General features: G+C 67.4%; 10 protein-coding genes. 3 read left to right on the forward strand and 7 right to left on the reverse strand.

All coding sequences use genetic code 11. From position 1 onward, the window contains the following. Positions 1-742: HNH endonuclease signature motif containing protein (locus B1818_RS09940; RefSeq protein WP_139363011.1), on the forward strand; the 742-nt coding region annotated here is incomplete at its 5' end. Between the two features lie 224 nt (positions 743-966). On the opposite strand, the gene B1818_RS09945 is transcribed toward B1818_RS09940, so the two are convergent. From B1818_RS09945 to B1818_RS09975, 7 genes are all read right to left on the reverse strand, one after another. Next, a complete protein-coding gene (locus B1818_RS09945) occupies positions 967-2,703 on the reverse strand; it encodes an ABC transporter ATP-binding protein (protein WP_078112631.1) in 1,737 nt (578 codons plus the stop codon). Beyond that, on the reverse strand, positions 2,700-4,604 hold the full coding sequence (locus tag B1818_RS09950) for an ABC transporter ATP-binding protein (protein ID WP_078112632.1): 1,905 nt from the start codon (positions 4,602-4,604) through the stop codon (positions 2,700-2,702). Before B1818_RS09950 ends, B1818_RS09945 begins: the two co-directional genes overlap by 4 nt. A gap of 61 nt (positions 4,605-4,665) precedes the next feature. Then, positions 4,666-5,313 carry a TetR/AcrR family transcriptional regulator gene (locus tag B1818_RS09955; protein ID WP_058249973.1) on the reverse strand — a complete coding sequence of 216 codons (648 nt, stop codon included), beginning with the start codon at positions 5,311-5,313 and terminating at the stop codon, positions 4,666-4,668. An 87-nt stretch (positions 5,314-5,400) separates the two neighbouring features. After that, positions 5,401-6,930 (reverse strand): aldehyde dehydrogenase family protein, encoded by a 1,530-nt coding sequence (locus B1818_RS09960; protein ID WP_078112633.1) that lies wholly within the window; start codon positions 6,928-6,930, stop codon positions 5,401-5,403. 192 nt (positions 6,931-7,122) lie between these two features. Then, positions 7,123-8,280: an acetyl-CoA C-acetyltransferase gene (locus B1818_RS09965; protein ID WP_078112634.1), complete on the reverse strand. Its 1,158-nt coding sequence runs from the start codon at positions 8,278-8,280 to the stop codon at positions 7,123-7,125. Positions 8,281-8,317: 37 nt separating this feature from the next. Continuing rightward, positions 8,318-9,157 carry an SDR family oxidoreductase gene (locus B1818_RS09970; RefSeq protein ID WP_058249907.1) on the reverse strand — a complete coding sequence of 280 codons (840 nt, stop codon included), beginning with the start codon at positions 9,155-9,157 and terminating at the stop codon, positions 8,318-8,320. A 1-nt stretch (position 9,158) separates the two neighbouring features. Next, on the reverse strand, positions 9,159-10,418 hold the full coding sequence (locus B1818_RS09975; protein WP_078112635.1) for an acyl-CoA dehydrogenase family protein: 1,260 nt from the start codon (positions 10,416-10,418) through the stop codon (positions 9,159-9,161). A 42-nt stretch (positions 10,419-10,460) separates the two neighbouring features. On the opposite strand from B1818_RS09975, the gene B1818_RS09980 reads away from it, so the two are divergent. Beyond that, positions 10,461-12,047 carry a FadD3 family acyl-CoA ligase gene (locus B1818_RS09980; protein WP_058249905.1) on the forward strand — a complete coding sequence of 529 codons (1,587 nt, stop codon included), beginning with the start codon at positions 10,461-10,463 and terminating at the stop codon, positions 12,045-12,047. 98 nt (positions 12,048-12,145) lie between these two features. Next, complete coding sequence (locus B1818_RS09985) at positions 12,146-13,021, forward strand: type IV toxin-antitoxin system AbiEi family antitoxin domain-containing protein (protein ID WP_078112636.1); 876 nt, start codon at positions 12,146-12,148, stop codon at positions 13,019-13,021. Positions 13,022-13,037 lie beyond the last annotated feature (16 nt).

Raw genomic sequence — 13,037 nt, forward strand, 5'->3', positions numbered from 1 at the left:
CGCGGTCGCGCCGGCCGATGATGCGTCGCTGAACACCTTGCACACCAGGGTGACCGACGAAGGCCGGGTCGCGATCACCGGCGATGTGACGGCGGTGATCGGCGAGAAGTTCCTGGCGATGATCGACGAACGCTCCTGTCCGCGTCCCGAACCCGACGGGGCCGACGACCGCCGTGATGTCGGGCAGCGTCGTGCGGACGGGTTGGAGCTACTGCTCGATCAGGCCGCGATCGGTGCGGCGATGACCACCGCAGGTGCACCCCGCACTCAGGTAGTGGTGACCATCCCCGCTGATGGTGTGGGCCCGGCGATTCTGCCGTGGGTGGGCGCGGTCACGGCATCGACGGCACGTCGGTTGTCGTGTGACGGCGCGGTCGCCGAGATCGTCCTCGACGCCGAAGGCGTGCCGCTACGGATGGGAACGACGAAACGACTGTTTCCGCATCACTTACGTCAGGCGATCGTCGTGCGGGATGTGTGTTGCGTGAAATGCGGTGCACCAGCGGCGCATACGCAGGTGCATCATCTGGTGCCATGGGCTGACGGCGGACCGACTGATCTGGACAACGGATGTCTACTGTGTCAGCGCTGTCATACCCAGGTGCATCATCATGGGTGGGAGGTGGTGATGGGCCCTGATCGTCATCCGTGGTTGATCCCACCGGCCGATATCGACCCGCGGCGTCTACCTCGGCCGGCTTACAACCGGCGCACCATGCGCCTGGACGACGCCCTCGTCTGACCTCACCCCGCCCCCACCAGACCCTCCGGCGTCGACACCGACCGACGCCACACGACCTTTGACAACTCCACAGTGTTCAACAAGCCCTGGCCGCCGGGGTCTGGTGGCGAAAATCTCTTGCGCGTTGCGCAATTTCGCTCCGAGATCCCGGTGGGCGGGGGGCGATCGGTCTCGGAACGAGGTCGACAGGTCCAGCCCGCTCTCACCGCCTCGGAAGGGCGCGCCTAAGCCGACGGCGTCAGCGTCCAGCCGGCAGCTGCGGTCCGCTGGTTCCAGAACTCGGTGTATCGCCCACCGCGGGTGAGCAGTTCGTCGTGGGTGCCGATGTCGTCGACGCCGCCCTGATCGTCGAGCACGACGATCTGGTCGGCGGCGATCACGGTGGACAGCTTGTGCGCGATGACCAGCACCGTGCTGCGGTCGGCGAGCCGGCGGATGGATTCCGCGACGTGGGACTCGTTCTCGGGATCGAGAGCGCTGGTCGCCTCGTCGAACAGCACGATCGGCGCGTCCTTCAGCAGGGCGCGTGCGATCGAGACTCGTTGCCGCTCACCGCCGGACAGGGCCGAACCGCCCTCACCGACGACGGTCTGCCAGCCATCGGGCAGCCGGTCGACGATCGAGGTGACCCCCGCGGTCTCGGCGGCTGCTCGGATCTCGTCGTCGGTCGCATCTGGCCGTCCGAGTTTGATGTTCTCCCACAGGGTGTCGTCGAAGAGGTAGACGTCCTGGAACACCTGGGACAACTGGCCCATGAGTGCACCGGTCTCCTGCTCCCGCACGTCGACGCCGCCGACCTTCACGACGCCGCCGTCGACGTCGTAGAACCGTGCGATGAGACGGAAGATCGTCGACTTACCCGACCCCGACGGGCCGACGAGTGCAGTCATCGTGCCGGGGCGGGCTCGCAGGGACACATCGCGCAGGACCTGCGCGCCGGTCTCGTACCCGAAAGCGACACCGTCGAGTTCGACAGCACCCGGTTCGGTGATCGGCGTGGGTTGATCGGGGGTGGGCATCCGGTCGGTGTCGAGCACCCCGGTGATGCGGTTGATCTCGTCGGTGGACATGCGCAGCGTCGAACCGAGTTCGGCGAGTTCGCCGATCGGGCCGAAGAAGCGGGCCGCGAGGCCGAAGACGGCGATCAGCAGGGCGGGCTCGATGTGTCCCGCCACGGCCAGCCCCGCCCCGAGCGCGAGCACGGCGCTGAAGACGACCTGCACCGACAGCCCGTTCAGCAGGATGCCGAGGATCGAGCGCCAGAGCATCGACTTGCCCACGCGTGCTTGCTGTCCGAGTGCGTCGGCGAGCGGCTTGTGCGCGGAGTCCGAGTCGCCGAAGGCCCGCAGCACCGCCTGACAGCGGGCGAACTCGAGGACCCGGTTGTTGACCTTGACGGCCTCGGCACGCTTACGGCCCTCGGACTTCGCGAGGAACGAGCTCGACAGCTTGCCGACGTACATCAGCAGAAGCGTCCCGGCAACCATCAGAAGGCCGATGCGCCAGTCGAAGAAGCAGATACCGATGACGACCACGACGGAGCTCACCATGTTGACGACGACCGGCGTGATGTAGTGCGCCCCGGTGCTGCCCACGAACATCGTTCCCTTGACCGCGATCTGGGAGACGTCACCGACGCGATCGCGGGTGAACCAGCCGAGCGGCAGCGTGACCATGTGATCGCCGAGACGGTGGTGCAGCATGCGCATCGCGTAGAGCGCCATCGTCATGCCCTTGAGCGACTGCACGTAGGCACTGACCGCACAGATGACGACCAGAACGGCCAACGGCCACAACCACATCGCGGCGGCGGAGAGGTCACCGGTCAGCAGGTGTTCGACGATCGGGACCAGGGTCAGCATCGCCAGCCCCTGCGCGACGCCGTAGACGACCACCCAGGTCAGGAAGACGACCATCCGGGCCCGTTCGGAACCCAGGATCGTATAGAAACCGCGGATCATCGTGCCGCCTCGCTGCTCGTGACCGCGCCCCGCGCGATCTCCTCGTCCTGCCTGGTGGTCCCGGCCTCGTAGGAGGCCCACATCGACGCGTACAACCCGCCGCGGGCGACCAGTTCGTCCTGCCGACCCTGTTCGACGACCCGACCCCGATCCAGGACGACGATGTTGTCCGCGTGCGTGATCGAGCCCAGACGGTGCGCGATGACGAGCACCGTGCGCCCGACCATCAACGCGCCGATGGCCTGCTGGATCTGCGCCTCCGACTCCGGGTCGGCGAAGGCGGTGGCCTCGTCGAGGACGAGGATCGGGGTGTCGGCGAGCAGGGCCCGCGCGATCGAGACACGTTGCGCCTCACCGCCGGAGAAGTGTGCCCCGTCGCCGACCACGGTGTCGTAGCCGTCGGGCAGCTCGAGGATGCGGTCGTGGATCTGGGCGGCGCGGGCGGCGTCGTAGACCTGCTCGTCACTCGCGTCCGGACGGCCCAGGCGGATGTTGTCGCGCACCGACATCGTCAGTAATTGCACGTCCTGGAGCACGAACCCGACGTGGCGATAGAGCTCGGTGGGCGCGATGTCGCGGACATCGACCCCACCGATGCGCACCGCACCGGAGTCGGGATCGCCAAAGCGGGGCAGCAGCGTCGCAAGCGTCGACTTGCCGCTTCCCGACGGCCCGACGAGAGCGGTCACGGTTCCCTCGGCCAGTTCGACACTGACCCCGTCGAGGGCCTTCACCCCGGACGGGACACCGAGGCGCGGCGGGTAGGTGAAGTGCACGTTCTCGACCCGCACATCGTGCCCGGCGGGCACCTGGGGGTTCTCCGGAACCGTCAGCTCCGGTTCGGCGAGCAGCGAGGCGATACGCAGGGCGGCGGCCGAGGCCTGCTGACGGGTGTGGACCGCGGTCGAGACCGTGAGCAGCGCGGTCGGCAACACCATCGCGATCAGCGTCGACCCGACGAGCTCGATCGGCTGGACCCACCCGTTGTCGACGAGCCAGTACCCGACGCCGAGGTTGACCAGCAGGATCAGCGGCGCGCTGATCAGGACGGTGGTGACCGCCTGTACGCGGAGCATCGGCCCCATGTAGCCGGCGAAGTCGTCGTTGAACTCGTCGGCGGCATCGACGAACCGCCGGTGTGCCTTGCCGGTCTGCCCGAAGGTCTTCACGACGGCGACGCCCGAGATGAACTCGACGATCGTGGCGCTGATCCGCGCGACGCCCTTGTCCATCTTCTCCATCTCGGTCGTGAGGTCCCGAGCCATGTAGGAGTAGGTCAGCGCGTACAGCGGCACCGTCGCGATCGCGAGCAGCCCCAGGCGCCAGTCCAGGTAGAAGCAGTAGATCAGCGCGAAGATCGGCGACAGCATCGCGGCTGTGGCCTCGACGGTCGCGTGCGCGACGAGATAGTGCAGGTCGGCGACATCGTTCTGCACCGACTTGCGGACCGCACCCGAGCTGGTCCGGCTGAACCACCCCAGCGGCAGCCGACCCAGCTTGTCCGCGATGCGGATTCGAAGTTGCGCCTGGAGATCGAGATCGGCGAAGTGGGTGATCGCCAGTGCGAGGAAGCTGAAGGCGGCGCGAGCGCCGAGCCCACCGACCACCAGCCACACGACCAGCCAGACGCGCCCGGAGTCGACCGGTCCCGGTTCGAGCAGGATGCGCCCGAGTTCGACGATCCCGATGAACGGCACCACCGTGGCGGCGGAGGCGAAGATCTGGACGAACTGGGCCAGCAGCGTGCGCTTCTTCACCGGGGCCAGGACGTCGGCGAGGGCAGCGGCTTTCGCCTTGGACTCGGATCTGGCCTGAGCGCGCGCGGCTTTCGGATCGTCGGGTTCGACGTCGACGTCGGAGACTGGTGCCGGCGCGGCCACATCGGTTCCGCCAATTGTCATACGCGCACAATAACGGCCAGACGTTGGGAAAGGAAAGCTACCCTAACTTCGACGCGCGTGGTTAGCGCGGCAGGATGCCGTCGAGCACCACCGACAGGTACTGATCAGCGATCGAGTCGACCGTCATCGAGCCCCCGGGCCGATACCACCGCACTGCGACCCACACGGTGTCGCGCATGAAGCGGTAGACGAGTTCGACGTCGAGATCGGCCCGGAATTCCCCGTTTTCTACGCCGCGCTGCAGCACCGACTGCCACAGCTGCCTGAATTCGACGTTCAGTTCGGAGATGTAGGCGAAACGTTCCTGGCCGGAAAGACGCTTTGCCTCGTCCTGGTAGATCGCCACCGCGTTGCGTTCGGCATCGATGGACTCGAACGACGCGATGACGAGGCCCCGCAGGGTCTCGGTCGCCGACTTGCTCGACGCCGCGATCTGCCGGTAGCGAGCGAACAGGTCGTCGAGGAAACCCCGCAGGATCTCGTCGACCATCGACTCCTTCGAGTCGAAATGGTGATACAGACTCCCAGAGAGGATTCCGGCCGCGTCGGCGATGTCCCGGACCGTCGTCGAGCGCAGCCCTTGCTCGGCGAACATGCGCCCGGCGGTCGCCAACAACTCGTCCCGGCGCGACGAACGAGTCGGCGCGTCGGCGGTACTCGCAGCGGTCCGGCCGTTCGCGTCGATCCTGGTCTGACCTCGTGGTGACAAGCGCATCCTCCTGGAAGAGTGTGCGCTCACCCTAGCAAGCGCTTGGCCGGGACCGTCGGACGACGATCCCGGCCAAGACGACCGATGTTATGCGCCGAGGCGCTTCCGCACCTTCTTCATGGCGCGGTTGTTGAAGAACTTCCACAGCTTCAGCTGGTTGTTGGTCAGCCTGGCGTCCTTGGGCAGGAACGGTGGCGACATCATCTCGGCAACGCTGACCGGCAGCGTCGAGAACGCGACGGCCCGAGCATGGCTGAAGGTCTCGAAACCGGTGCGGCCGTGATACCCGCCCATTCCGCTGTTACCGACGCCGGCGAACGGCAGTTCGCCACTGAACAGGTGGATGGCGAAGTCGTTGCCGTTGATCGAACCACTGCGGGTGTTGTCGGCCAGCTTCTGGAACCGCTCGTTCTGATCGCCGCACCAGTACATGGTCAGCGGATGCGGGTGCGAGCCGATCTGGCTGATGACCTCGGACAGGTCGCGGTAGGGGTACACGGTCAGCACCGGACCGAAGACCTCGTCCTCCTCGATCTTCATGCCCGCCTTGACGCCGGTGAGCAGCGTCGGCGGAATCTTGCGGCGTTCGGCGTCCGGCAGCGGTTCGCCGCCGGGGATCACCTGACGCTTGGTGGCGCCGAGCTGCTCGGCGTCGTCGATGAGCCCGAGGATCCGCTCGTAGTTCTTCTGGTTGATCGTCGACGTGAACTGCTCGTTGTCGATGATCGTCGGGAAGTTCTCGGTCCACCGCGCGACGACCTTGTCGGTGAACTCGCCGAGCTTGGCCTCGGGGACGAAGACGTAGTCCGGGCATAGGCACACCTGGCCGCCGTTGACCATGCGGGCGTCGGCGAGCATCGTCGCGGCTTTGTCGATGTCGGCGTCGACGTCGACGACGGCCGGGTTCTTGCCGCCGAGTTCGAGGGTGACCGGGATCAGGTTCTTCGCGGCCTCCTGGGCCACCGAAGCACCCACGCCGGGCGAGCCGGTGAAGAACATGTGGTCGACCTTGAGCTTGGCGAAGTCCGATCCCGAGCCGTGCTTGGAGGTGGCGATCGCCAGCTCCTCGATCGAAAAGTAGTTCGGTGCGTGCTTCGCGATCACGTCGGTGGTCTTCGCGGTCACCGACGACGGTCGCATGATGACCCGGTTACCGGCGGCGAACGCCGAACCCGCGGGCACGACCGTCAGCTGCAGCGGGAAGTTCCACGGCCCCATGATGCCGACGACGCCCAGCGGGTCGTGGCGGATGCTCTGCTTGTACCCGAGCAGGCCCTGCACCTTCGCGACCTTCGACTCGGCCATCCACTCCTTGACCCCGCGACGCTGGTGGGCGAGGTCGATCATGCAGCCGGCCACATCGGCGGCGAGCGAGAGCTCGCGCGGGCGGGCACCGAAGTCCTCGGCCAGCGCGGCGGCGATCTCGTCGGCGTTGTCGAGGAGCAGGGCTGCAAGCCGCGTGATGCGGTCGATGCGCGTGTCGGCGTCGGGGATCCCGTCGCGCAGGAACGCCGCGCGCTGGATCTCGACCAGTTCGGTCAAACTATGCGCTTCCGACGAGACGCCACGCGTCGCGCCGGTGGCGCCGGTGCTGGTGTGCTCAGCAGGCTTGGTCATCGAGATCCCCTCAGCTAGGTCGTGCTGCACCTGACGTGCGGCGGTTGGAACGAAATGGTCCGCGTGTGCCACACAATAGTATGCGCCAGATCACACCCGTATGTGGGCACGCCTGTTGTCAGAATGGTACGGCCTCGAGAGGGGAACGTCGAGGGGCGAACTGTGGCCCTCAGGCAGCAGAGGTGGTGACTCTCAGCCGAGCCGCTCGATGATCGTGACGTTGGCGGTCCCGCCGCCCTCGCACATCGTCTGGAGTCCGTAGCGGCCGCCGGTGCGCTCGAGTTCGTTGAGGAGGGTCGCGAACAGCTTGGCGCCGGTGGCGCCGAGGGGGTGACCGAGTGCGATGGCGCCACCGTTGGGGTTGACCTTCGCCGGGTCCGCGCCGGTCTCCTTGAGCCACGCGAGCACGACCGGCGCGAACGCCTCGTTGATCTCGACGACGTCGATGTCGTCGATGGACATGCCGGTCTTGTCGAGGGCGTACTTGGTGGCCGGGATCGGCGCGGAGAGCATCATCACGGGGTCGTCGCCGCGCACGGACAGGTGGTGGATGCGGGCTCGCGGTGTCAGATTGTGTTCCTTCAGCGCGCGTTCGGAGACGACGAGGGTCGCCGACGACCCGTCGGCGATCTGCGAGGCGACGGCCGCGGTGAGCCGGGAACCATCGGCGAGGACCTGCAGGCCGGCCATCTTCTCCATCGAGGTCTCGCGCGGGCATTCGTCGACGACGCAGTCACCGAGGGCGACGTTCTCGTTGTCGAACTTGCCGTCGGCGATCGCGGCCCGGGCCCGCTCGTGCGACTGCAGCGCCCAGCGCTCCATGTCCTCGCGACTGATGTCCCACTTCTTCGCCATCATGTCGGCGCCGAGGAACTGCGAGATCTGCGCGTCGCCGAAACGTTCCTGCCAGCCGGCGGATTCAGCGGTGGGCGTGGTGAATCCGAACTCCTTGCCCGAGATCATCGCCTGCGAGATCGGGATGGCGCTCATGTTCTGCAGGCCGCCGGCGACGACGATGTCCTGGGTTCCGCTCATGATGCCCTGCGCTGCGAAGTGGATGGCCTGCTGGCTGGACCCGCACTGCCGGTCGACGGTGGTGCCGGGCACCTCGAGCGGGAGACCGGCTGCGAGCCAGGCGGTCCGGGCGACGTTGCCCGCCTGGCCACCGATGGCGTCGAGGCAGCCGAACACCACGTCGTCGACGGCCGCGGGGTCGATGCCGGTGCGCTCGACGAGTGCGGAGATGATGTGGGCGCCGAGATCGGCGGGGTGGGTCTTGGCGAGCGAGCCGTTGCGCTTGCCGACCGGGGTGCGGACGGCGTCGACGATGTAGGCCTGGGGTGTGGTCATGGTCGGTGCTCCTTGAATCGGTAGAAGTCGTTGGCGGTCAAGCACGCTGGCTGGAGATCGAGACGACCTCGCCGGTGAGGTAGGTGGTGTAGTCGCTGGCCAGCATCGCAACGGTCGCGGCGACCTCCCAGACCTCGGCCGCGCGCCCGTAGGCCTCTCGGGAGGCGAGTTCGTCGAGGAGGTCGTCGCTCGTGACCTTGGCCAGGAACGGGTGTTTCGCGATCGACGGTGCGATCGCGTTGATGCGCACCCCGACGTCGGCGGCTTCAAGTGCCGAACAGCGGGTCAGGGCCATCACCCCGGCCTTCGCCGCGGCGTAGTGCGCCTGTCCGCGCTGGGCCCGCCAGCCGAGGACAGAGGCGTTGTTGACGATCACGCCGTTGTGCTCGACCGAGCCGAAATACCGCAGGGCTGCGCGGGTGGCGCGGAATGTACCGGTGAGCGTGATGTCGAGGACACGATCCCATTCCTCGTCGGTCATCTCGGCGACCGGGGTCTCGCCGCCGAGCCCGGCATTGTTGACCAGTACGTCGATACGTCCGAGTTCGGTTGCGGCATCGGCGATCAGCGCGTCGACCTCCGCGGTGACCTGCACATTGCAGGTGCGCTGGGTGACCGTGCGCTCCGGGAATTCCGCCGACAGCTTCTCGGCGGCCTCACCGAGGCGTCGTTCATGCCAGTCGCTGATGAGCACATCCGCGCCTTCGAGCAACGCACGCCGGGCCGACGCGAAGCCGATTCCCGTTCCGGCGGCGGCGGTCACCACGACCTTCTTGCCCAGCAGCAGGCCGTGCCCGGCGATCTCGGCAGGCGGTGTGGCCAGCGGCGAGACCGCTCGGCCGGCCGCCCGGGCCCCGTTGACGTCGACTCCGGTCATCTCAGCGTGCCTCTCGGGGTAGGCCGAGCACGCGCTCGGCGATGATGTTGCGCTGCACCTCGTTCGAGCCGCCGTAGATGGTGTCGGCGCGGGTGAACAGGTAGAGCCGTTGCCATTCGTCGAGTTCGACGTTCTCCGGGTCGGCGATGTCGTTGGCCTTGCCTTCGGCGGTCGCGGCCGGCCCGATCAGCGACGGTGCGCCCACGACGTCCATCGCGAGCTCACCGAGGTCGCGATGCCAGTTGGCCCACAACAACTTCGAGACCGAGGCCGCACCCGCTTGCGAGGTCACGTCCCCGTCCAGCGTCCGCTGGGCGTGGGCGCGCATGACCATCAACCCGATATCCGCCCGAGCCAGCCGCGACGCGATCTCCGGGTCGTCCAGCGCCCCGTTGGCTCGCGCGAGATCGGTGAGATTGCCCAGCTCGCGCGCGAATCCGACCTGCTGACCCAGCGTCGACACCCCGCGCTCGAACTGCAGCAGCCCCATCGCCACCTTCCAGCCGTCGCCCGGGTCACCGACGATGAGATCGGCATCGGTTTCCGCGTCGTCGAAGAACACCTCGTTGAATTCTGAAGTGCCGGTGAGCTGTTGGATCGGGCGGACGGTGACGCCCGGTTGGTCGAGCGGCACCAGCAGGAAACTCAGTCCGGCATGGCGCGACGATCCCTTCTCGGTACGCGCGATCACGAACACCCACTGCGCCACGTGGGCGAGCGAGGTCCAGATCTTCTGGCCGTTGATGATCCACTTGCCGTCTTCGAGCCGCGCCGACGTGGACACGCCCGCGAGGTCCGATCCGGCGCCCGGCTCGGAATAACCCTGCGACCACAACTCGGTGACATCGACGATGCCGGGCAGGAAACGCCGCTTCTGCTCGTCGGTCCCGTAGGCGATGAGCGTGGGGCCCAACAGTTCCTCGCCCAGATGATTCACGCGCGCAGGTGCGTTTGCACGTGCGTACTCGCGATGGAAGATGATGCGCTGTTCGAGCGTCGCACCACGACCGCCGTACTCGACCGGCCAGCCGATGCAGGTCCACCCGGCGCGCGCGAGGTGACGATCCCATTCGAGGCGCTCGGCGAAGAACTCGTGTTCGCTGCCCGGCCCCCCACGACCCTTCAGATCGGCGAAGTCGCCGGCGAGGTTCTCGTCGAGCCACGCACGCACCGCGGCCGCGAACTCGGTGGTGGCGTTCGGTGTCGATTTCGCCCATTCACCCAGGTCGACGGCACGATCGGCGAGATTCGTCGTGGTCATGGGCGCTAGCATAACGCACCAAGCAAGTGCTAGGTTGGGCGCATGGCGCAGACCCCACTGCACGAGGTCCTCCCCACGCCCACGACCCCGGCCGCACTGCGCCGGGCGGCGCAGACCTGGCCCGACCGTATCGCTCTCGTCGACGGTCAGTGGCAGTCTTCGACGCATCCGCGGATCGAGTCGACCTGGACCCGTCTCCACGAGTCCGTCCGGGATTTCGCGGCAGCGTTGGTGGCCTCGGGTATCGAGGCCGGCGACCGGGTCGCCATCTGGTCGCCGAACAGCTTCCACTGGCCGATTGCGGCGCTCGGGATCCACTACGCCGGTGCGACGCTCGTCCCCTTGAACACGCGCTACACCGCGGGCGAGGCGATCGAGATCATCGAACGGTCCGGGGCCCGGGCCGTCGTCGTGTCCGGCGAGTTCCTCGGTGCCGATCATGCGGCCGAGTTGTTGCGCGATCACCGCGCCACGATGCCCGACGTCGTGATCCGGGTGTCGCTCACGGACGACGCCGCCCCGCTCGACGGTGCCGTCGACTGGGATGAGTTCCTCAGTCGGGCGGCAACCCCCGACGCACTCGCCGAAGCCGACCGACGCGCCGATGCCGTCTCACCCGACGATCTCTCCGACATCCTCTTCACCTCCGGCACGACCGGAAAGTCGAAGGGTGTGCTGGCCACCCACCGGCAGACCCTGACCGGCTCGTACGGCTGGGGCGCGAACGCCGGCCTGGGCCCGGACGACCGCTACCTGATGGTCAATCCCTACTTCCACACCTTCGGCTACAAGGCGGGCATCCTGCCGAGCGTGCTGTTCGGCGTGACCATGCTGCCGCTCGCCGTCTATTCACCGGACCAGGCGATGAAACTCGTGTCCGACGAACGCGCGACGGTCTTCCCGGGCGCGCCCACCATCTTCCAGACCATCCTCGACGACCCGAAGCGGGCCGACCACGACCTCTCCAGCCTGCGGATCGTCATCACCGGTGCCGCGATCGTGCCCGTCGTCCTCGTCGAACGCCTGCAACACGACCTGGGCGTCGACACCGTCATCACCGCCTACGGCCTGACCGAGGCGAGCGGCTTCGTCTCGACGTGCACCCCCGACGACGACGATGCGACGGTTGCCAACACCTGCGGACGTGCGTTCCCGGGTATGGAGATCACGCTCTCCGACGACGGTGAGGTGCTGGCGCGCGGAGACATGGTGATGGTCGGCTACCTCGACGACCCGGAGGCCACCGCCGCGACGATCGACGCCGACGGGTGGCTGCACACCGGCGACATCGGGACCCTCGACGAGCGCGGCAACCTCAAGATCACCGACCGGCTCAAAGACATGTACATCTGCGGCGGGTTCAACGTCTACCCCGCGGAGATCGAGCAGACCCTCGCGCGGCTCGACGGTGTCACCGAGTCCGCGGTCGTCGGCGTGCCCGACGACCGGCTCGGCGAGGTCGGCCGCGCCTACCTGACGGTCCGGGCGGACGCCGACCTCGACGAGGCGCAGGTCATCGCGTTCGCCAAGGAGCACCTCGCCAACTTCAAGATCCCCCGGTCGGTGGTCTTCGTCGACGAGTTCCCCCGCAACGCGTCGGGCAAGATCCTCAAGCGCAACCTCACCTGACCCCAGGATTTCGTAGCGCCAATGCGCGCTATTCACCTACTGACGCTACGAAATTCGGGGCTGGGAACCGGCCGGACGTGCGGTGCGTCCAAGTGTGTATGACCGACGACCTGCGCGCCATGATCGCTTCCCACGACGGCGTCTTCACCACGCATCAGGCACACTCGCACGGGGTGTCGGCCGACGGCATCCGGCATCGGGTTCGGACCGGACAGTGGGTCCGGGTCACGCGAGGTGTCTTCCGGGTGGCCGACCGGACGGTCGACGATCGGATGCGGATGCGGCTCGCCGTGCTGCAGACCGGACCGGGTGCAGCCCTGGCCGGCGCCGCAGCCGCGTGGTGGCACGGCCTCGTCAGCCGGGTTCCGGATGTCCCGGTCGTGGTGGCACCGCACGGCCGGCACGGGACCCGCGTCGAGGATGTGACCGTGTGGCACCGTACCGTCGCGCCTCGCGATCTGACCGAGGTCGACGGGCTGACGGTGACCGGCCTCGAGTTGACGGTGCTCGACGCCTCGGTGGAGCTGGGGGTGAAGGTGATGGACTCCGCGCTACTGAACAAGAAGGTGACCGTCGCGGCCCTCGACACGGTCCAGCGCCGCAACGCGGGTCGTCGGGGTTCGCCACGCGCGCGGGCGATGCTGGAGGCGATGTCGTCGGGCGCGAGGTCGGAGGCGGAGCGGATCACCGCGAAGCTACTCGACGGCAGCGGGTTCACGGGGTGGTCGGCCAACACGCCGGCGTGTGGCTACGTCCTCGACTTCGCGTTCGAGGCGTCGAAGATCGCCATCGAGATCGATGGGATGGCTTTCCATAGTGACGCCGTCGCATTCCAGCGAGACCGCACCCGACAGAACGACCTCGTCGCCAACGGCTGGACTGTCCTCCGGTTCACCTGGAACGACGTCACTGCGCGGCCCGCCTGGGCATTGGCCCAGATCCGTACAGCCCTACGCCGGAAATCCGTAGCGTAAATGTGAATATAGCGCG

The organism is Gordonia sp. IITR100, from assembly GCF_002009645.1.
In the GTDB taxonomy this organism is placed as follows: Bacteria; Actinomycetota; Actinomycetes; order Mycobacteriales; family Mycobacteriaceae; genus Gordonia; species Gordonia hongkongensis.

Excerpts from the sequence above, each read along its gene's own strand:
- B1818_RS09965 (WP_078112634.1), bottom strand. The coding sequence starts at position 8,280 with ATGACCACACCCCAGGCCTACATCGTCGACGCCGTCCGCACCCCGGTC.
- B1818_RS09975 (WP_078112635.1), bottom strand. The coding sequence starts at position 10,418 with ATGACCACGACGAATCTCGCCGATCGTGCCGTCGACCTGGGTGAATGG.
- B1818_RS09950 (WP_078112632.1), bottom strand. The coding sequence starts at position 4,604 with ATGACAATTGGCGGAACCGATGTGGCCGCGCCGGCACCAGTCTCCGAC.
- B1818_RS09960 (WP_078112633.1), bottom strand. The coding sequence starts at position 6,930 with ATGACCAAGCCTGCTGAGCACACCAGCACCGGCGCCACCGGCGCGACG.
- B1818_RS09945 (WP_078112631.1), bottom strand. The coding sequence starts at position 2,703 with ATGATCCGCGGTTTCTATACGATCCTGGGTTCCGAACGGGCCCGGATG.
- B1818_RS09970 (WP_058249907.1), bottom strand. The coding sequence starts at position 9,157 with ATGACCGGAGTCGACGTCAACGGGGCCCGGGCGGCCGGCCGAGCGGTC.
- B1818_RS09985 (WP_078112636.1), top strand. The coding sequence starts at position 12,146 with ATGACCGACGACCTGCGCGCCATGATCGCTTCCCACGACGGCGTCTTC.
- B1818_RS09980 (WP_058249905.1), top strand. The coding sequence starts at position 10,461 with ATGGCGCAGACCCCACTGCACGAGGTCCTCCCCACGCCCACGACCCCG.